The 19,543-nt window shown below is 71.6% G+C and carries 19 protein-coding genes; 12 read left to right on the top strand and 7 right to left on the bottom strand.

From position 1 onward, the window contains the following. Complete coding sequence (locus ACIA8K_RS26850; protein ID WP_396063934.1) at nucleotides 1–807, top strand: ABC transporter ATP-binding protein; 807 nt, start codon at nucleotides 1–3, stop codon at nucleotides 805–807. 15 nt (nucleotides 808–822) lie between these two features. On the opposite strand, the gene ACIA8K_RS26845 is transcribed toward ACIA8K_RS26850, so the two are convergent. After that, a complete protein-coding gene (locus ACIA8K_RS26845) occupies nucleotides 823–2,169 on the bottom strand; it encodes a lysine N(6)-hydroxylase/L-ornithine N(5)-oxygenase family protein (protein WP_396063932.1) in 1,347 nt (448 codons plus the stop codon). A gap of 204 nt (nucleotides 2,170–2,373) precedes the next feature. Between ACIA8K_RS26845 and ACIA8K_RS26840 the strand changes: the two genes are divergently transcribed. The 10 genes from ACIA8K_RS26840 (at nucleotide 2,374) to ACIA8K_RS26795 (ending at nucleotide 12,633) form a co-directional block, all read left to right on the top strand. Next, nucleotides 2,374–3,324: a methionyl-tRNA formyltransferase gene (locus ACIA8K_RS26840; protein ID WP_396063930.1), complete on the top strand. Its 951-nt coding sequence runs from the start codon at nucleotides 2,374–2,376 to the stop codon at nucleotides 3,322–3,324. 391 nt (nucleotides 3,325–3,715) lie between these two features. Next, complete coding sequence (locus ACIA8K_RS26835) at nucleotides 3,716–6,229, top strand: glycoside hydrolase family 3 N-terminal domain-containing protein (RefSeq protein ID WP_396063927.1); 2,514 nt, start codon at nucleotides 3,716–3,718, stop codon at nucleotides 6,227–6,229. 37 nt (nucleotides 6,230–6,266) lie between these two features. Next, nucleotides 6,267–7,163 carry an aminotransferase class IV gene (locus tag ACIA8K_RS26830; RefSeq protein WP_396063924.1) on the top strand — a complete coding sequence of 299 codons (897 nt, stop codon included), beginning with the start codon at nucleotides 6,267–6,269 and terminating at the stop codon, nucleotides 7,161–7,163. Between the two features lie 11 nt (nucleotides 7,164–7,174). After that, nucleotides 7,175–7,705, top strand: a complete 531-nt coding sequence (locus tag ACIA8K_RS26825) for an NUDIX domain-containing protein (RefSeq protein WP_396063922.1) — start codon at nucleotides 7,175–7,177, stop codon at nucleotides 7,703–7,705. Then, nucleotides 7,695–7,940 carry a hypothetical protein gene (locus ACIA8K_RS26820; RefSeq protein ID WP_396063920.1) on the top strand — a complete coding sequence of 82 codons (246 nt, stop codon included), beginning with the start codon at nucleotides 7,695–7,697 and terminating at the stop codon, nucleotides 7,938–7,940. The genes ACIA8K_RS26825 and ACIA8K_RS26820 overlap by 11 nt, the downstream gene beginning before the upstream one ends. Continuing rightward, the gene (locus ACIA8K_RS26815) at nucleotides 7,927–9,213 is read left to right on the top strand and encodes an FAD-dependent oxidoreductase (protein ID WP_396063918.1); all 1,287 of its coding nucleotides are present in this window, start codon (nucleotides 7,927–7,929) and stop codon (nucleotides 9,211–9,213) included. Before ACIA8K_RS26820 ends, ACIA8K_RS26815 begins: the two co-directional genes overlap by 14 nt. Beyond that, nucleotides 9,171–10,169: an ATP-binding cassette domain-containing protein gene (locus ACIA8K_RS26810; RefSeq protein ID WP_396063915.1), complete on the top strand. Its 999-nt coding sequence runs from the start codon at nucleotides 9,171–9,173 to the stop codon at nucleotides 10,167–10,169. Before ACIA8K_RS26815 ends, ACIA8K_RS26810 begins: the two co-directional genes overlap by 43 nt. Next, nucleotides 10,166–10,984, top strand: coding sequence for an ABC transporter permease (locus ACIA8K_RS26805; protein WP_396063913.1), 819 nt, complete (start codon nucleotides 10,166–10,168; stop codon nucleotides 10,982–10,984). Before ACIA8K_RS26810 ends, ACIA8K_RS26805 begins: the two co-directional genes overlap by 4 nt. A 4-nt stretch (nucleotides 10,985–10,988) precedes the next feature. Continuing rightward, nucleotides 10,989–11,828: an ABC transporter permease gene (locus ACIA8K_RS26800; protein WP_396063910.1), complete on the top strand. Its 840-nt coding sequence runs from the start codon at nucleotides 10,989–10,991 to the stop codon at nucleotides 11,826–11,828. Between the two features lies 1 nt (nucleotide 11,829). Then, nucleotides 11,830–12,633, top strand: coding sequence for an HAD family hydrolase (locus ACIA8K_RS26795; protein WP_396063908.1), 804 nt, complete (start codon nucleotides 11,830–11,832; stop codon nucleotides 12,631–12,633). Nucleotides 12,634–12,887: 254 nt separating this feature from the next. Here the strand turns inward: ACIA8K_RS26795 and ACIA8K_RS26790 are convergent, their stop codons facing one another. Genes ACIA8K_RS26790 through ACIA8K_RS26770 form a run of 5 tightly spaced genes read right to left on the bottom strand, consistent with a single transcriptional unit; the run spans nucleotide 12,888 to nucleotide 18,609 of the window. Next, a complete protein-coding gene (locus tag ACIA8K_RS26790; protein WP_396063906.1) occupies nucleotides 12,888–14,129 on the bottom strand; it encodes an MFS transporter in 1,242 nt (413 codons plus the stop codon). Beyond that, complete coding sequence (locus ACIA8K_RS26785; protein WP_396063904.1) at nucleotides 14,126–14,998, bottom strand: formylglycine-generating enzyme family protein; 873 nt, start codon at nucleotides 14,996–14,998, stop codon at nucleotides 14,126–14,128. The genes ACIA8K_RS26790 and ACIA8K_RS26785 overlap by 4 nt, the downstream gene beginning before the upstream one ends. Before the next feature lie 7 nt (nucleotides 14,999–15,005). After that, nucleotides 15,006–15,641, bottom strand: coding sequence for a GTP cyclohydrolase II (ribA, locus tag ACIA8K_RS26780; protein ID WP_396063902.1), 636 nt, complete (start codon nucleotides 15,639–15,641; stop codon nucleotides 15,006–15,008). Continuing rightward, nucleotides 15,638–17,437 carry a WD40 repeat domain-containing protein gene (locus ACIA8K_RS26775; protein WP_396063900.1) on the bottom strand — a complete coding sequence of 600 codons (1,800 nt, stop codon included), beginning with the start codon at nucleotides 17,435–17,437 and terminating at the stop codon, nucleotides 15,638–15,640. Before ACIA8K_RS26775 ends, ribA begins: the two co-directional genes overlap by 4 nt. Nucleotides 17,438–17,445: 8 nt before the next feature. Further along, on the bottom strand, nucleotides 17,446–18,609 hold the full coding sequence (locus tag ACIA8K_RS26770; RefSeq protein WP_396063898.1) for a glycosyltransferase: 1,164 nt from the start codon (nucleotides 18,607–18,609) through the stop codon (nucleotides 17,446–17,448). A gap of 110 nt (nucleotides 18,610–18,719) precedes the next feature. On the opposite strand from ACIA8K_RS26770, the gene ACIA8K_RS26765 reads away from it, so the two are divergent. Beyond that, on the top strand, nucleotides 18,720–19,169 hold the full coding sequence (locus ACIA8K_RS26765; RefSeq protein ID WP_396063896.1) for a dCMP deaminase: 450 nt from the start codon (nucleotides 18,720–18,722) through the stop codon (nucleotides 19,167–19,169). Here ACIA8K_RS26765 and ACIA8K_RS26760 read toward each other — a convergent pair. Next, nucleotides 19,163–19,525 (bottom strand): peptidase inhibitor family I36 protein, encoded by a 363-nt coding sequence (locus ACIA8K_RS26760; protein ID WP_396063894.1) that lies wholly within the window; start codon nucleotides 19,523–19,525, stop codon nucleotides 19,163–19,165. The genes ACIA8K_RS26765 and ACIA8K_RS26760 overlap by 7 nt on opposite strands. Between the last annotated feature and the right edge of the window lie 18 nt (nucleotides 19,526–19,543).

Raw genomic sequence — 19,543 nt, 5'->3', positions numbered from 1 at the left:
ATGGTCCTGCACCAACCCGATCTGCGCACCGAACGGCTGCGACTGGCCTACCCCGGCCGGATCGTCGTCGACGACCTCGACCTCGACCTGCCCACCGGCCGGATCACGGCGATCGTCGGCGCCAACGCCTGCGGCAAGTCGACGCTGCTGCGGGCCCTGGCCCGGCTGATGTCGCCGGCCGCGGGCTGCGTCCGGCTCGACGGTGCGGCGATCCACACGCTTCCGACCCGCCAGGTCGCCCGCCAGGTGGGCATCCTGCCCCAGTCCCCCGTGACACCGGCCGGCCTGACCGTCGTGGACCTGGTGAGCCGGGGCCGCTCGCCGCACCAGACCTGGTGGCAGCAGTGGTCGGCGGCCGACGAGGCGGCGGTCGGCGCCGCGCTCGCCGCCACCGGCATGACCGACCTGGCACATCGTCCCGTCGACGAGCTCTCCGGCGGCCAGCGGCAACGCGCCTGGATCGCGATGGCGGTGGCGCAGGAGACGCCGGTCCTGCTGCTTGACGAGCCGACCACGTTCCTCGATCTGTCGCACCAGATCGACGTGCTCGACCTGGTGGTCGATCTCAACAGGCGCGACGGCCGTACCGTGGTGATGGTGTTGCACGACCTCAACCAGGCCGGCCGGTACGCCGATCACCTGGTGGCCATGAAGTCGGGCCGGATCGTCGCCCAGGGCGATCCGGCCGCCGTCATCACTCCCGAGGTGGTGGCCGACGTGTTCGACGTCGACTGTCAGGTGACCCGCGATCCGATCAGCGGCACGCCGTTGATCATCCCGGCCGGCCGGCATCACATGGCCGGCTGACCGGGCCGCCCGGCCCTACCGCCCGGCCAGGGACATGCCGGCCTCCGCGTCCTCCGCGACCGCCTTGAGGATCTCGGCGGACCGGATCGACGTGTTGGACAGCAGCGAGGACGAGATGCCGTGCGTGTGCTCGGTGCCGCCCTGCAGATAGACACCGGCGCGGACGTGCGCTGTCGTCTCCACGCGGTAGTCACGCCGCACCGCGATCCGGCCGGCCTCGTCGCGCAGGCATTCGGCGGCCAGGTCACCGAGCAGCGCGGCCGGGTCGGGCTGCCGATAGCCGGTGGCGAACACCACGGCGTCGGCGTCAAACACCTGACGCTCACCGCTGATCATCGACTCGACCACCGTGTGCACCCGGTCGCCCATCCGGACGGCCTCGGTCACCCTTGACACGTTCAGCAGGCGTAGCCGCTCCTCGCCGCGCACCTTCTCCTGGTAGACCCGGCGGGAGAGGTCCTCGATCAGGTCCTGGTCGACAACCGAGTAGTTGGTGTTGCCGTGATAGGCGAGCATCATCTGCTTGACCTGGTCCGACGCGGCGAAGTAGTCGTTCACCGCCGCCGGGTCGAAGATCCGGTTGGCGAAGGCGCTGTCGTCGGCCGGGCTGTAGCCGTAGCGGGTGATCACCGCGTTCACCTCGGCGTTCGGGAACTCCCGGTGCAGGTAGTCGACGGCCTCGGCGGCGCTCTGCCCGGCGCCCACCACGACGAACCGCTTGGAGGACGGCGCCTCCCGCTTGAGGCGTTCGGCGTTGGGCAGCAGGTCGCGGGTGTGCCAGATGCGGTCGTCGGCGGTCACGCCGTCCGGCAGCCGCGGGGTCAGGCCGGTGCCAAGCACCAGATTGCGGGCCCGGTGCACGAGCGGACCGGCGTTACCTGTCACGTCGGCCGAGACCACGTCGAAGGAGACCACCTCGTCGCCACGCCTGACCGGGCGGATCTCGACCACCTCGCGGCCGTAGGAGACGTCTCCGTCGACGAGCGCGGCGGCCCACTGAAGGTAGTCGTGGAACTCCACCCGGGACGGGAAGAAGTTCTTCTGATTGATGAAGTCGACAAGCCGGTCCCGGCTTTGCAGATAGCACAGGAAGCTGAAGTCGCTCTTCGGATTCCGCAGGGTGACCAGGTCCTTGAGGAACGAGACCTGCATGGTCGCGTCCTCGAGCAACATCCCCCGGTGCCAGCCGAATCCCCGTTGCCGCTCCACGAAGGCCGCCCTCACCGCTCGCCCACCGGGGGTGCGCTGAAGGCCCGCGTTGTGCTCGGCGATCGCGATCGCCAGAGCCAGATTGGACGGACCGAACCCGACGCCGATCAGGTCGTGGACCGACCGCTCGCCATCGAAAGGCTCCTCTGACATACATGTCCCATCACGTGGCCGGGGTACGCCCGGGTACGGAAACGGAAAGCACAACCGCACGGGATGCGTGCAGCTGAGCACCCTGCAGGGCCTTAGTTAGGCTAGGCTAACTATAGTACGATCCGCATCTATCGTGAACACCCCGGCTCGGCCTGCGCACCGCTCCGTCCAGGCAGGACCGCGGCACAGAGGAGGACATCGCCCATGCGGGTAGCCATGTTCGGATACCAGACCTGGGGTCACCGCACCCTGCAGGCACTGCTCGACTCCGAACACGAGGTGACGCTTGTCGTCACCCACCCCAAGAGCGACCACGCCTACGAGAAGATCTGGGACGACTCGGTCGCCGACCTGGCCGAGAAGCACGACGTACCGGTGCTGCTGCGCAACCGCCCGGACGACGACGAGCTGCTCGAGCGACTGCGCGAGGCTGACCCGGACGTCATAGTCGCCACCAACTGGCGCACCTGGATCCCGCCGCGCATCTTCACCCTGCCCCGGCTGGGCACCCTCAACGTGCACGACTCGCTGCTGCCCGCGTACGCCGGCTTCTCGCCCCTGATCTGGGCTTTGATCAACGGTGAGAAGGAGGTCGGCGTGACCGCGCACATGATGGACGACACCCTCGACGCCGGCGACATCGTGCTGCAACGCTCGGTCCCGGTCGGCCCCCGCGCCACCACCACCGACCTGTTCCACGCCACGCTCGACCTGTTCGGCCCGATCACCGTGGACGGGCTGGCGCTGATCGCCTCCGGGCGCACCGACTGGGTCAAGCAGGACCGGTCCAAGGCCAGCTTCTTCCACAAGCGCGCCGACGAGGACTGCCGCATCGACTGGAACTGGCCGGCGGAGGACCTCGACCGGCTCGTCCGCGCGCAGTCACAGCCGTACCCGAGCGCCTACACCTACCACCACGGCCGGCGGCTGGAGATCGTCACCGCCGAGGTCTCGGCGAACGTCTACGGCGGCACCCCCGGCCGGATCTTCTACCGCGAGGGTGACGCCGGCGTGGCGATCGTCGCCGGCGCGGACGCCCGGCACGGCCGCAACCACGGCCTGCTTGTCACAAGGGTCCGTACCGACGACGGCACCGAACTGGCCGCCCAGGACTACTTCACCTCAATGGGCGGGTACCTGACCAACCAGGCCTGACGCCCGCCACCGCATCCTCTCCCTGACCCCGACCGCCCGTCCCGCCGATCCGGTGGGGCGGGCGGCTGTGGAACGCGGTACACGCGGGCGCCGCGACCCGCGGTTCCGGCGAAGCCGCTTTCCTGAGCCGGCCCGCCCGTGCGAGAGCTGACCGCTTGGCCGGCTCCGCCGAGGATGTCGCTGGCCGGCCGCTTGCACCATAGTGGACGGTTGGACGCGGGCTCGACGACCACAACGCTGACCTGCATAAACGCTGCCCGTGCTGTATAGCAGACGATCGTTGACACCGTGGATCGACACTGTGACAGTGGCGATCCACGGGGGGTTCGAGAACGCTCTTCATCGATGCGTTTCACGTGACCCGATCGCCGACATCACGGAGGAGAAGTCCTTGAAGCGGCTCGACCACCATGCCGACTGGCCGTCCCTCACGTCCGCGATCCCGGCCGATCCGGGCATCGAGCGGACGATCGCCGAGATCCTCGCGCAGATGACCGTCGAGGAGAAGCTGGGCCAGATGATCCAGCCGGATCTGGTCGAGCTGACGCCGGAGGACGTACGCGAATACAAGATCGGCTCGGCGCTTAACGGCGCCGGGCGCTGGCCGGGCGGTGACCGGCGGGCGACCCCGGCCGCGTGGGCCGAGACCATCGGCGGTTTCTGGGCGGCGGCCGAGGAGGCGTACCGCGACCGGCCGTTCCGGATCCCGTTCATGTGGGCGGGCGACGCGGTGCACGGCCACAACAACGTGCACGGCGCGACGGTGTTTCCGCACAACATCGGCCTGGGCGCCGCCCGCGACCCGGAGCTGATGTTCCGCATCGGCACCGCGACCGCGACCGAGGTGGCCGCGACCGGGATGGACTGGACCTTCGCCCCCACCGTGTCGGTCCCGCGTGACCGGCGCTGGGGCCGCACCTACGAGGGTTACTCCGAGGATCCCGAGATCGTGCACGCGTACGCCCGGGAGCTGGTCCGTGGCCTCCAGGGCAGCGCGGAGGACCTGCGCGGCGACCTGCACGTGCTGGCGTGCGCCAAGCACTGGCTCGGCGACGGCGGCACCCGCGACGGTGGGGACCGCGGTACCGCCTGGTGCTCCGAGGACGTGCTGCGCAACGTACACGCGGCTGGTTTCCTGTCGGCAGTCGAGGCCGGTGCGCAGACAGTGATGGCCGCCTACAACGGCTGGGTGGGCTCCGGGCACACCGAGGAGCGGGTGCACGGCAGCGCGTACCTGCTCACCACGGTACTGAAGGAAAAGCTCGGCTTTGACGGCATCGTCGTCGGGGACTGGGATGCCCACCAGCACGTGCCCGGCTGCGACGAGGGCGACGCGGACAACGTGATCCGGGCCGGCCTCGACGTGCTGATGATCTCGTCCCGGGAGAAGTGGACAGCGGTGCACCGCACGGCGCTCGCGGCGATCCGCTCCGGTGCGATCCCGATGGACCGGGTCGACGACGCGGTCCGCCGCGTGCTGCGCGTCAAGATGCGCGCCGGGCTGTGGGACAAGCCGCGGCCGCAGGACAGGACGCTGGCCGGGCGCACCGACGTGCTGGGCCGCCCCGAGCACCGGGCGCTGGCGCGGGAGGCGGTCCGCAAGTCCCTGGTGCTGCTGAAGAACGACGGCGCGACGCTGCCGATCGCGCCGGCCGCGCGGGTGCTGGTGACCGGCAGTGCGGCGGACACGGTACAGAAGCAGACCGGCGGCTACACGGTGACGTGGCAGGGCGACGACACCGATCTGACCGACTACCCGGGCGGCTCGACCGTCGCGATGGCGGTGGCCGGTGTGGTCGGCGCGGATCGGTGCGTGGTGGACCCGTACCTGGAGCGGCACGACCCGGCCGACTTCGACGTGGTGATCGCGGCGATCGGCGAGGACCCGTACGCGGAGATGATGGGTTCGCTCCAGTCGTGGCGCGACATCGACTACGCCCGGCTGAAGCCCGGCTACGCCCGCGACCGGGACACGCTGCGGCGCCTGCGCGCGGCGGGCGCGACAGTGGTCACCGTGCTGTTCAGCGGCCGTCCGCTCTACGTGACGCCGGAGCTCAACGCCTCGGACGCGTTCGTCGCGGCCTGGCTGCCCGGCCCGGACGCCACAGGCCTCACCGACGTGCTGTTCGCGGGCCCGGACAACGCCATCGCGCACGACTTCCAGGGCCGGTTGAGCGTCACCTGGCCGCGCGGACGCCGCCACCTGACCGTCAACCGGGTGCCGGAGCACATCCCGGGGTACGAGCCGCCGGACGGCGAGGTGCTGCCGGAGGGGGAGCACACACCGCTGTTCGCGTACGGCTACGGCCTGACGATGCGTGACGGCGGCCCGGACCTGGGCGTGCTGCCGCTTGACGAGACGCCGGAGGTGCCGATCCCCGAGCGTGTCGACGGTGTGGTCGACATCTGGCCGGGCGGCACCGGGTACGTGCTGACCGCCGGTGCCCCGGACAAGAAGCCGTTGCCGCTCCCGCTGAAGACGGCCTACCTGCTCGCGGAGCCGACGGAGGACGCCGGGGGCGGCGAGGCGATGTCGCTGACGTTCCTCGGCGAACAGGTCTTCGTGTTCGCCCGGTCGGCCGACGGTGGCCGGCGCGACCTGCGCGCGCACGTCCGTGACGACGGCCGGCTCCGGATCGCGGTGCGGGTGCTTGAGGCGCCGGCCGGCCCGTTCCACCTCACCTGCCACGACGACCACCCGCAGCAGCCGACCGTGGACATCGCCGCGAGGCTCGCCGCGCTGCCCGCGGGCGAATGGGCCGAGCTGGAGGTCCCCCTCGCCGAGCTGGCCGCGGCCGGCATCGAGTTCGGGCACGTCGACGTGCCGCTGATGTTTCACACCGAGGCCGCCGCCCGTCTGGACCTGGGCGCCGTGCGACTGGTGACCGGACCGGCCGGCGCCTGACGACGAACACCGAACGACGAAACGGGGAAGCACGCCGATGTCTGATCGGGTGATGTGGTTCGACGGTGCCTGCGTGCCGTGGGAGGACGCGCGGGTCCACGTCTGGGACGAGCTGGCGCTGCGCGGCGCCAATGTATTCGAGGGCATCACGGCGTTCTGGGACGCCGGGCAGGGCTGCCACCAGGTGCTGGCCGGGGACGCGCACCTCGACCGGCTCTTCGACTCCGCCCGGTTGGCGGACATCCCGGCGCCGATGACGCGCGCGGAGGTGCGCGGCGCGCTCGGCACGGTCGCGGCGCGGCTCAGCGGCGTCGACGTCTATCTGCGCCCGACGTTCTACGCCCGGTACGGCCGGTCGTCGCTGGCACCGGACAGCGCGGGCGCCATGTATATCGGTGGCTTCCCGTTCCGGCCCACCACGCCGCCGGCCGTACGGGCGATCGTGAGCGGGCACCGGCGGTTCGGCGGCCCGATCGGCGCGCAGGCGAAGTCAGGCGGTTCCTATCTGGACTTCCGCCTCTTCGAGCGCGAGCGGATTGAGCACGGGGTGGAGCACGTCCTCTTCCTGAATGACCGCGGGCACGTGGCCGAGGCGGACGGCGCCGCGGTCCTGCTGGTGCGGGACGGGTCGGTGACAACGCCGTCGGTGGATTCCGGCGTGCTCGACTCGATCACCAAGCGGATCGTGCTGGACCTCGCCCGGCGGCTCGGTTACCGGGTCGACGAGCGGCCGGTCCCGCGTGACGAGCTCTACCAGGCGCGGGTGGTGCTGGCCGGTACGCTGCTCGGCCTGCGGTCGGTGGACAGTGTGGACGGTAAAACGGGTGGCGACGACGCGGCCGCGGCGACCGTCTGCGCACTCGCCGACGGGTACGCCCGGTTGTGCCGGGGTGAGCACCCGCTCGCGCCGGACTACCTGGCCCCGCTGCGATGAGCGGGGCGGCCATGCGCCTGGTCGAGCGCGGCACGGCGCACCGGAACCCGTGGTTCACTGTCGAGCAGCGGCGGTACGAGTCCGCGGACGGCACCCGGCATCCGTACTACATGGTCTGCCGGCCGGACTCGGTGCTCGTCGCCCCGCGCCGAGACGGCCGGTACGTGGTGGTCGAGCTGTCCCGGCCGACGATGGGCGGCGCGCCGAGCCTGGAGTTCCCGCAGGGTGGCATGACGGCGGGCGAGACGCCCGAGGCGGCCGCCCGGCGGGAGGCCCGCGAGGAGACCGGCCTGGAACTGACAGGTCTGCGGCCCCTTGTCACCTTCGCGGAGAGCAACGGCTTCGCGACGTCGTCCTGCCACGCGTTCACGGCGGACGTCGCCGGCACCGGCACGCCGGACCGCGACCCGTTCGAGACCGGCCTGACCGTGCACCACCTCTCCTGGCCGGAACTGTGCGACCTCGCGGTGACCGGCCGGATCCGGGACTCGGCGACGCTCGCCGCGATGGCCGTGATCGGAGCGTCCGGCGATGCTCGTTGACACCGCGGAGGTCGTCGTCGGCCTCGCCACCGAGATCCGCGTCAGTCTGCGCACCGGCGACCTGACGGCCCGGGACCGGCTGCTGCTGGCCGGCCTGGGACCGCTGCGCTCCGCGTGCCGGGCCGGTGAGCACACGCTGCTGCTGGAGACGCCGTCCGGGGAGCGCTGGCTGGTCCGGATGTCACCGGTCTCCGGGCTGGTCGCCGCGCTGGAACCGGCCGATGCGGCACTGTGACGTGGTCGTGGCCGGGGCCGGCATGACCGGACTGCTGACCGCGCTGGCCCTGGCCCGTCTCGGCGCGCAGGTGATGCTCGTCGAGCCGGTGCGGGCCGGTGGCGGCCAGTCCGGGCAGTCGCACGGATACCTGCACCGGGGGTACGCGTACGGCCCGGGTGAACCGCGCCTGCCCGCACTGCTCGGCAGCGCCCGCGAACACTGGAACGGCCTGCTCGCCCGGTTCACCCCGGTCACCGCGGAGTCCGCGATCGTCTTCTCGGACACGGCCGCGAGGCGTCGCGCCGAGCGCTTCTGGCGGGACTGCGGGCTGACGGTCCGCCCACGGGCCACTCCCCCGTGGCTGCGCGACGCGCCCGTGGCCTGCTTCCAAGGCGCGGAGCCGACGTACGACATCGGCGACCTGCTGTGCGGGCTGTGGGCGCAAGTCCGCACGGCCGGAATCGAGACGCGGCCAGGCACCGTCGAGCGGATCGAGGAATCAGGCGACGGCGTGTGCGCCCGGATCGTCGAGCCCGACAGCACCGCCGTGCCGGTCCGGGCGCGGGCCGCGGTCCTGGCCGCCGGAGCCGGCACGCCGGAGCTGCTGGCCCGGTCCGGGCTGCCCGCCGCGGTGCAGTTGCGCCGGGCGTTCATGCTTGTGCTGCGCGGCCGGCTGCCCGCGGTCAGCGCACTGTTCCCGGAGCGCGAGGAACACGGGCTGTTCCTGGCCAGCCGAATCGGCCGGGACGGGCGTGTCACCTGGCTGGCCTCGGATTTCCAGTCGTTCGACAGCGGTGACGCGCACCCCGGCCAGCTCGCGGGCTGGTGGGCGCGCAGGCTGCTGCTGACGCTGCGGCAGGTGGTCGACCCGGCCGTGCTCGCCGAGGTGGACGAGGTCTCCGGCTATGCGGCCACGAAGTCCGGGCTGCGACCGCACAGCGGGACCGTCGCGCACGAGTTCGGCCGGGAGGTGCTCGGCGGCCGGGCCGTAGTGTGCACTCCGTCCAAGCTGACGCTGGCACCTCTGGCCGCCCGCCGTGCGGTGCTCACCGTCGGTGCCCGGCTCGGCGTCCCGGCCGCCGACGCCGGTTGGGACGCGATCCCTGCCGTACCGCCGCGGCCGGCCCCGGCGCGGGAGGCGTGGGAGACACCCGCGGCCGTGCTGCACCGGCCCGATCTGCCCGGCGCGGTGCCGGACATCGGCGCGCTCAGCCGGCTCTATGTAACGCACGCAGGAAAGGAACCGCCATGCCCGACAGGGATTCCGCGGCAATCGTCACCCGCGGGCTGACGAAGGCCTACCGGGTCACGCGCCCGCGGACCGGCCGGCTCGCCGGCCTGCGCACGCTGTTCGCGCCGGTGTACGACGAGCGCACAGTGGTCAGTGATCTCTCGCTCTCCGTCGCCCGCGGGGAGTTGGTCGGGCTGCTCGGGCCGAACGGCGCCGGCAAGTCCACCACGATCAAGATGCTGACCGGGATCCTCACGCCGACCTCGGGCGAGGTGTGGGTCGACGGCCGGGTGCCGCACACGGACCGGCTTGCGAACGCGCACTCGGTCGGCGCGGTCTTCGGGCAGAAGACGCAGTTGTGGTGGGACCTGCCGGCCCGGCACTCGTTCGGGCTGATCCGGGACATCTTCAATCTGTCCACAGCCGACTACGAGCGGCAACTGCGCGACGTCGACCAGATCCTCGGCATCTCCGAGTTCTGGGACACGCCGGTGCGGCTGATGTCGCTCGGCCAGCGGGTGCGCTGCGACATGGCCGCCGCGGTGCTGCACGATCCGCCGATCCTCTTCCTTGACGAGCCGACGATCGGCATGGACGTGGTGGCGAAGGAGAAGACCCGCGAGTTCCTGCTCCAGCAGGTACGGGAGCGGGGCCGCGCGGTCGTGCTCACCACCCACGACATGACCGACGTGGCACGGCTGTGCGAGCGGGTCCTGCTGATCAACCACGGCCGGCTGATGTTCGACGGCACGCTCGAGGAGATGAAGCGCAAGCACGGCGCCCGGCCGCGCGTGCACGTCACCTTCGGCGAGCCGGTCGCGGAGGTGGCCGTGCCGGGGGCCACGCTGCTGTCGCACGAGGGCGCCCGCGCCACGCTCGCGCCGGACGACGGCACCACACCCGAGGACGTGGTGCGCGCGGTCATCGCCCGGTTCCCGGTGGTCGGGTTGACCGTCGCGGAGACCGACCTCGAGGAACTGATGCGGGACGCGTACCAGGCGGAGGCGCATGTATGAGTACGGCACCGTTGGCCGGCCGGGCGTGGCGGATCTGGCGGATCATCCCGCTCTACCAGACCGTCGCCTACCGCGGCCGGTTCTTCCTGGCCCCGTTCATGCTCGCGGTGCAGGTGTACGTCTACTACCTGCTGTGGACCGCGGTCTACTCCGGCCGGGGCAGCGTGGCCGGTCTGGACGTGGAACAGACCGTCACCTACGCCACGCTCGCCATTCTGCTCGGCCGGATCCGCTGGACCAACCGGATGGTCTCCAAGGACTCGTTGCCGCAACGCACCCGCGAGGGCACGATCGTCTACTGGTTCCTGCGCCCGATCTCACCGGGCCGCTACTACCTGTTCCGCGCGCTCGGCGACATGGCGTACGGCGCCGTGTGGGCCCTGATCGGTTACCTGCTCGTGCTGGCCACCGGCATGATCGGCCCGCCGGTCTCGGCCGCGGCCGGTGCCGTGTTCCTGGCCGGGCTCGTACTCGGGCAGATGATCCTCTACTACCTCGGGCAGCTCATCGACGTGATCACCTTCTGGCTGGTGTCCAACACCGGCCTGACCCGGATGTACTCGTTCGTCCAGGACCTGCTCTCCGGAGTGTTCGTACCGCTGTGGTTCCTGCCCGGCTGGCTGCTCACCACGGCCACGGTGCTTCCGTTCGCGGCCACCATCCACCTGCCCGTCTCCGTCTACGTCGGGCGGATCCCGCTGGACGAGGCATCGACACAGCTCGCGTACGCCGCCGGCTGGACGTTGGTGCTGGCCGTCCTGACCCGGTTCATGTGGTCGCGCGCGGCCCGGCGCGTCACCGCACAGGGAGGCTGACCCGATGACAACGCTGGTCCAGGGCCGGCTGGCCCGCGCGCTGCACACCGCCCGCGTCGCGGTGAAGGCCACGCTGATCAACATCCGGGGCCGTCTGGAATACCCCGGCGACTTCGCGTTCGAGATCGTGTTCGGCATCCTGTGGCAGTCGTCGACGCTGGCGTTCGCCGCGGTCCTGATCACCCGGTTCAACGGCATCGGCGACTTCCCGGCCAGCGGCGTGCTGCTCATCGTCGGTATGCGGCTGATGGCGCACGGCCTGTTCACCATGGTCTACGGCAACCTCTCCGACGCGCTCGCCGAGCTCGTCGAGGAGGGCCGGGTAGAGGGGTACTTCCTGCGCCCGCTGACCGTCCTCACCCAGATCCTGATCAGCCGCTTCAACATCAACGCGTTCGGCGACTTCACAGTGGGCGTCGTGGTATGCGCGGTGGGCATCGCCCGGGTGCCGATCGACTGGACCCCGGCGCGGCTGCTCTACCTCGGCGCCGCCATCCTCGGCGGGATGTACCTGGAGGCGGCGGTGCAGCTGCCGATCGCCGCGCTGATGCTGCGCTCGCCACTCGCGCACGGCGTCGGCAAATGGCTCGACGACATCATGGCCACCGTCGGCAACTACCCGCTGTCGATTCTGCCGCTTGCGCTGCGGATCGCGTTCACGTTCCTGCTGCCGGTCGCGTTCATCGCCTACTTCCCCGTCCTGGTGCTGCTGGGCCGGGCGCCGGAACAGGGGCCGACGGCCTGGATCATGGTGGGGTCACCTGTCGTCTGCTACCTGCTGTACCTGTGCGCCAAGCGGTTCTGGACATGGAACCTGACCCGATACACAAGCATCGGTGGCTGACATGACGATCCGATACTCGCTTGTCGCCACCGACCTGGACGGCACGCTGCTGCGCTCGGACTGCACGGTCGGCGGGCGTACCCGGGCCGCGCTGGCCCGGGCCGCGACGCGGGGCGCCCGGCACGTCGTGGTCACCGGCCGCTCGGTCACCTGGACCCGGCCGCTGCTCGACGAGCTGGGCTACACCGGCCTGGCCGTCTGCGGGCAGGGCGGGCAGGTCTACGACGCCGCAGCGCATCGGGAGCTGACCTCGTACCCGCTGGATCTGGGTGTCGCCCGGCGGGCGCTCGACGCGATCGAGGCGGTGACCGGACCGCTGTGGCTGGCCGCGGACCGCGACGGCGTGGACGGCGCTGTGCTGACCGGCCCCGGCTACCGGCACGACCCGGTCGGTGGTCTGCCTGTGGTGCCGTCGGACGCGGAAGCGCTGTGGGCGAGGCCGGTGCGCAAGTTCTACGTCCAGCACCCGGAGCTGGACGAGGACCGGCTGCACGAGGTGGCGTCGCGGCTCGCCGGGCACCTGGTGACCACCACGAAGGCCGGGCCCGGCGAGATCGAGATCCTGCCGCTCGGACTGTCCAAGGCGACCGGACTGGCCCAGGTGGCGGGCCTGCTGGGGGTGTCCGCCGCGGAGACGATCGCGTTCGGCGACATGCCGAACGACGCGCCGATGCTCGCCTGGGCCGGGCACGGCGTGGCGATGGGCAACGCCCATCCGGAGCTGAAGGCGATCGCGGACGAGGTCGCCCCCGGCAACGACGACGACGGCGTCGCGGTGGTCCTCGACCAGATCTTCACGGCATAGAGCGGTTTCCCGCTTCCAGCGTGGTCCGGCCCGCATGCTCCCGCGGGCAAACCTCCGGTGCTCCGAAGACTCCGCTGGCGCTCCGCTTCGGAGCACCGGCGGAGCCGGTACCGCCGTGGTCCCGGAACAACCACGCGACTCCGCGCTCCCGGCTCCCGGCCGCGCCGACACTCCAAGCGCTGTATCGACGTGGGCGTCGGTCAAGGGGTCGCCTGGGCCTCGCCGCAGCCCAGCACCCCACGCCGTTACCGCGCCTACGCAGGCTCGGCGACCCGGTCGTTCTCGGTGGTGCCGGCGCGGCCGGCGCGGTGGCCGAGGCGCGGGCCGAGCGCGGTGTACGCCACGGCCGTGCCCAGCGCCACAGTGGCCAGCACCGGCCACACCGCGCCCGGGTCCAGCGCGGACAGCCCGCCCGCGAGAAGCGGCCCGGCCACGCTTGCCACGCCCCAGGCGAGCTGGTGCAGGGCGGAGTACCGCCCGGCCTGGCCGGGTGGCGCCAGGTAGAGCGGCAACGCGTCGGCGGTCGGTGCGTACAGTGCTTCGGCCAGGCCGAGCAGCACCGCGGCGAGCAGCAGCAGCGCGATGCCCGCGACCGGCGGAATCAGCCCGGCCAGCGTGAGGACCACGCCACCCGCCGCCCACAGCGTGGCGCAGAAGGCAAGGATGCGCAGGCGCCGTCGGCCGGCGGACAGGCGCGGCGCGACCGCGACCATCAGGGTAAGCACCGTCGACACGGTCGCGGTCAGCACGCCGGGCAGCCACAGCGCGCCGGGGAACCGGTCAAGCACGTATACCGGCATGGCCAGCAGGGCGGTGGTGGCCACCACCGTGCAGGCCACGTTGAGCAGTGCGAGCACGGCGTTGGCACGGTCGGCGAGCGCGGCGGCGTACCCGGTGGGGGCGGTGGTCGTCGCGGGCCGCTGCCAGGCGGGCATCGCCGAGCGGGCGGCGAGCGTGATCAGGGTGGCCGCGAGCAGATAGGACCCGGCGTCGGAGGCGAGGATGAGGCGCAGTCCGGTGTGTTCGCCGGCGAGCATGGCCACCGACGCGAGCCCCCCACCCACGGCCAGGCCGATGTTGCGGGCCGCGCGCAGCAGGCCGAACCAGGTCTCCCGGTCCTCCGGCCGGGCCAGCGACGAGACCAGCGGGGCGAATGCGGCGTAGAACGCCCGGACCGCGAACGCGCACACGCCGGAGGCGATGCCGAACGCGATCGCGTCCTGGGCGAGCAGCAGGCCGACGTTGCCGAGTGCGCAGATCAGGTTGGCCGCGACGACGGTGCGGGCCGGGCCGAAGCGGTCGACGGCGGCACCGGCGAGCGGGCCGCCGATGATGCCGACGAGCGCGCCGGCCGCCGCGGCGAGGCCGGTGACCGGCAGCGAGAGGCCGACGAGCAGGTGCCCGACGGTCAGGATGAACGGCGCGGTCATGCCGCTGCCGAGCGCGTCGATGACCATGCCGGCCACAAGCAGGACCGGGATGCCGCGGGCCGTCATGAGCAGGCCACCCGGAGGCCTGGCGGATATTCCGGGCCTGGGTACGGCCCGTGCCGGCGGCGGGTGCGGGCGAGATCGCCGGACCGGGCGAAGCTGCCGCCGCGGGTGATCCGGTAGGTGCCGAGGGTGCGGACGAGGTCGTCCCGCTGGTCCGGTGCGGGTCCGCCGGGGTACGGCGCGTACTCATCGGACACGTACTCCTCGATGTTGCCGGCCAGGTCGTCGACGCCGTGTACGGAACGCCCGGCCGGGAACGCGCCGACCGGGGTGGTGGTGCCCACCCCGGTCTCGTGCACGTTCGCGTGTGCGGCGTCGAACCGCTCACCCCAGGGATACTCCCGGTCGTCGCCGCCGCGGGCCGCGTACTCCCATTCGGCCTCGGTGGGCAGCCGGAACGCCCGGCCGGTGGTCGCGGCGAGCCAGGCCGTGTACGCGTCCGCGTCCGCGGCACCGATCCCGGCGACCGGGTGGTTGGACCGGTCCCACGGGTAGGCACCGAGGTACCAGGTGGACGGTCGCGGCTCGTGCCCGGTGGCGGTGAGGAACGCGTAATACTGCCCGTTGGTCACCGGATAGCGGCCGAGCCGGAAGTCACCGACCCTGACCCGGTGCGCCGGCGTCTCCTTGGCCAGCCAGGACCGTTGCAGGCCGAGGTGTGCCCAGTCGTGCAGCGCCCGGTCCAGGCGTGCGTCGCCGGTGCCCATCTCGAACTCGCCGCCGGGGATCTCGACCACGCCCGGGATCGGCGGGACCCGTGGATCGCCGACCAGGCCGAGGATCGCGCCGGCGGCGAGCCGCTCGTCCAACGGCCGGTCCGGATCGTCGACGATCCCGGTCAGCGTGTCCCGTTCGATTCCGTCCGGCAGCACGTGGCGTTCAGTCCCTCTCCGCTGGGCTGGTGCCGTCGATGCGGATGCGGTGCCCCGCCTTGACGACCTTGGCGGTCAGATACCCCTCGTTGGCCGGCATAAGGTATACGTCGGTCGGGTGCACGGCAACGACCTCGATGCCGTACCGGCGCAGCGCTCGTGCCTTGTCGGGGTTGTTTGTCAGCAGCCGGATCCGGGGTACGCCGAGCGCCTGGAGCATTTCGGCCGCGACGCGGTAGTCGCGCTCGTCCTCGCCGCGGCCGAGCATCCGGTTCGCCTCGAACGTGTCGGCGCCGTCGTCCTGCAGCCGGTACGCATCGATCTTGTTGTAGAGGCCGATGCCGCGTCCCTCCTGCCGCAGGTAGATGACGATGCCGCCGCTGCCGGTGATCCGGTCGAGCGCTTCGCCGAGCTGTGGCCCGCAGTCGCACCGGGTCGAGCCGAGCACGTCGCCGGTCAGGCATTCGCTGTGCAGCCGGACCAGTGGCGTGCCGGTCCATGGGCGGACCAGGTAGGCGATGTGCTCGCCCGCGTCGGCCAGCCCGGTGAATGTGACCAGCTCACCGGGCGAGGCGGCCGGTGACCGCCCGGCCGGCCGGTGCAGCGACATCGGGACCCGGGTGCGGATCGCGGGAGCGCTCATGCCAGCTCGCGGGCGACCGGCGCGCCGCCGTCCGGCACCGACCACACTCGCACGGTGCCGTCCCAGCTGCCTGTCACCGGTGTGTCGCTGAGCCAGCACACGGTGGGGATCGCGTTCTCGTGGCCGGTCAGCGGCGTGATCGCGGTGGTCCGCCAGGTCTGCGGGTCGAGTGTCCACAGCCGGGCGGTGAAGTCGTAGGAGCCGGTCAGCAGCACCGGTTCCCCGCCCGGGTGCCAGGCGACCGACTTGACCGACTCGTCGTGGCCGGAGAGCACTGTCAGCAGCGCGCCGGTGTCCACGTCGTACACCCGGGCGCTGCGGTCGCGGGCGACTGTGGCGAGCACCCGCCGGCCGCCGATCACTGTCACCGAACCACCGTTGATCAGCTCGCCGTGTCCGGTGAACACGTGAAGCATCCCCCCGGACAGCGTGACCAGCCGGGTGGTGCGATCCGTCGAGTACGTGGTCAGGTGCTCGTCGTCGAGCCAGCTCACGTCCTTGATCGCACCGTCGTGGCCGGCGTAGCTGGTGTGCGGTGCGAGCCGGGTGCCGGACACCTCGTAGATGTCGAGCACCCCCTCGTAGTCGGCGACCGCGAGGAACCGGCCGGACGGCGACCACGCCACCCGGTTGATCGGGTGCTCCCGGCGTTCCTCGACGAGCACCTCGCCGGTGCGGCTGTCCGCCACGCCGATCCGGCCGGAGAACGTGCCGTACGCGATCCGGGCCGCGTCCGGGGCGACGCCCACCGTGTTGATCAGGCTGCCGTCGCCGACCTCGATCAGCCGCGCCGGCCGCGCCGGGTCGTCCCACACCCGGATCGTGCTGTCGTCGCAACCGGCCGCGAGCAGGCCGCCGTTCACGCTCAGGTGGTTCACACCGCGCGTCGGGGCCGCGGGCTCGATCGCCTCCGCTGTGGTGCCGATCTCGATGACCCGCGGGGTGGTGGCGATCGTGCCGACGATCAGCGCGCTGCCGTCCGCGGCGTAGTCGAGCGAGCGTGGCCAGAGCTGCCCGCCGTGCCAGCGGGAGATCAGCTCGCCGGACTCGACGTCCCAGAGGCAGACGGTGCTGTCGTAGGCGCCGACCGCGATCCGGGTGCCGTCCGGGGACCAGGCCACGGCCTTGACCGCCGCGACGTACGGGCCGATCTTGGTGACCAGCTCTCCCTCCCGGTCGAGGATGTGCACGAAGCCGTCGTCGCAGCTGGCCGCGAGCCGCATTCCGCTCGGCGACCAGCGGCACATCTCGGCGTGCCCGGCCGTGGCGACGACGCGGTGCAACGTACCGTCCGGCTGCCAGAATTTGATCTTCGCGTCCTCGCCGCAGGTGACCAGCAGCCCGTCTGCGACGTCCACCGACATGAGGTGGTCGCTGTGGAAGAGGACGCGCGCGTCAAGCGTGCCGGTGGACAGGTTCCAGATCCGGCCGGTGCCGTCCTGGCTGACCGTGACGATCAGGTCGTCGTCGATCCACGCCAGCGAGTTGAGGTCGTCGGGCTGGCGGGCGAACTGCTGGACCAGGCTGCCGTCGGCCGCGTCCCAGATCCGGCAGGTCTTGTCCGCGGACGCGCTCGCCAGCAGCCGGCCGGACGAGGCGAAGCGGACCGCGTTGACCAGGCGGACGTGGCTGCCGGACCACAGTTGCCCGCCGGTGGCGCGGTCCCAGACCACGACCCGCCCGTCATAGCCGCCGCTGGCGTAGCGGGTGGCGTCCGGGGAGAACGCCACAGCGGTCTGCGGTGCCGCGTGGCCCGTGGAGACGCCGTCCTGACGGCGAACACCTACCTGATACATGTTTCTCCCTAGAAAGAGGTCCGGAACCGGTCGACGTCGCCGATCGGTACCTGCGGCTTCCAGTCGAACCGGGGGATGTGCGCGTTGACCGTCTCGCCGCCGACGAGGTGGCTCGACGGCTCGTGGTGGGCGTGGTACATCACGTCGTCGAACACGAGAAACGGCGCGGCGAGTTGCAGCCGGGTGACGAACGCGATGTCCTCGCCGCCCCAGCCCTCGAATCGCTCGTCCATGCCGTCGACAGCGTCGAAGACCTCGCGGTGCAGCCAGACGCAGACGCCTGGCGAACGGTGGACCAGGAATGCACGAATGCGCCGGTGGTCGAAGTCCGCCGCGCCGTCGAGACATCGGCTCTCGACGGCCTGATTCGTCGCATGTGCGTCCAGATAGGTAAGGTCGCGGAACGGCAGGAACGCACCGGTTCCCGGCCGGTCGAAACGGCGCACGTTGCGTTCCAGGAAATAGTTGTCGACGAGGGCGTCCGCGTCGAGCACGCACAACAGTTCCGCGGCGCCGCCTGCGTTGACCACGCCCACGTTGACTGCCCACGACTTGTTGAACGGCCCGGCCTTCGCCGCGAACAGGTAGTCGTCCGCAAGTGCGGGGATCTCGTCGCGCCACCGGGGCCGCTCATCCGACTCCACAACGCAGATGCGGTACCGGGACCGCGGCAGGCTCTGCCGCTGCAGTGTGCGCAGGCAGGCGAGCAGGTTACGGAACCGGCCGCGGGTGGCCGTGGCGTCCCGGAACGGGATGACGACGAGCACGTCCGCGTCCGTGCCGCCTCGGCCGGTCGCCTCGGTCAGCAGCTCGTCCGGGCCGATCGCCCGGTGCGGCCGGTAGTCGTCGCCGACGCGGTAGCCGATCCGGGACCGCCGCGCCGCCGTCCGGGCCACCTCGTCGGCCTCACCGGCCTCGGCCGACCGGTCCAGGGCAGTGACAAGCGCACGGTACGCGGCGACATCAGTGGTGTCCCGCTGGAGCAGCTCGGCGAGCCGGCGGACCGCCGTGTCCCCGGTCCGGCCGAGGCGGGCCGCAACCTCGTCGCACAGCGGCCGCACCCGGTGCAGATAGTAGGGATTGGCCGCCTCGGCACCCGGATCGGTGCGGATCACCAGGCAGTCCGCGATCCGGTGACCGCGACTCGGGCGCACCGGCATGGATTCGGTCATCACGACCACCTCCGTTCGAGCCGAAGTATTCACGTCCGGAAATGTTTCTGCAACGCGCGATTGACCCCGGATCGGTAATCGGAAAGCCTTATGAAATGGGGGAATCCACTATGGCGGAACGCGATCGGCACTGGTCGCGGATCGCCGTCGAGTTGTCGCGCGACTGCCCGCCGTCCGCCACGGCGTACGCGGTCGGCGCCGTGATCGTCGACCCGGCCGGACGGGAGCTGGCCCGCGGCCGGTCCCGGGAGTCCGGCCCGCACGAGCACGCCGAGGAGGTCGCGCTGTCCCGGCTGGCTCCCGGCACCGACCTGCGGGGCGCGACGCTCTACAGCTCACTTGAGCCGTGCAGCAGCCGCCGTTCCCGGCCGCGCACCTGCACGGAGCTGGTGATCGCGGCCGGGATCCGCCGGGTGGTGATGGTCCTGCGCGAGCCGCCGGTCTTCGTCCGCTGCGAGGGCGTCGCGCTGCTACGGCGGGCCGGCGTCCAGGTGGTCGAGCTGCCGGAGCTGGCCGAACAGGTACGTTCGATAAACGCGGCCGTGCTCCGGGGTCAGTAGACCCGGATGCTGTTCGACCCGAACGAGATGCTGCCGTAGCCGCCCTGCGGGACGAGCTGGTACGCCGTCCCCGTGCAGTTGGTGCCGGTGTAGAGCACCGCGGTCCGGGTGCCGGTGTTCAGCCCGGACTCCGCCCGTCCGTTACCCCAGCCGTGCGCGGCCAGATCGACGCAGGTCCCGGTGTTCGGGTCGATCGCCTGGACGGTGAAGCGGGCGCCGGTGTAGTCGGTGCCGTCCCACAGGCAGACGGTGCGGGTGAAGGAACAGTCGGCCGAGGCGGCCGACGCGGTGCCGGGCAGGGCCACCGCACCGGTGACGGCCACGGCGGTCAGGGCGAGGGAGAGGATGCGGTTCATGGTGTCTGGTCCCCAATC

Source organism: Catenuloplanes sp. NPDC051500 (assembly GCF_044454585.1).
Taxonomy (GTDB): Bacteria; Actinomycetota; Actinomycetes; order Mycobacteriales; family Micromonosporaceae; genus Catenuloplanes.
The sequence above is the reverse complement of the archived record's forward strand: the minus strand, read 5'-3'. Positions and strand labels throughout refer to the sequence as shown.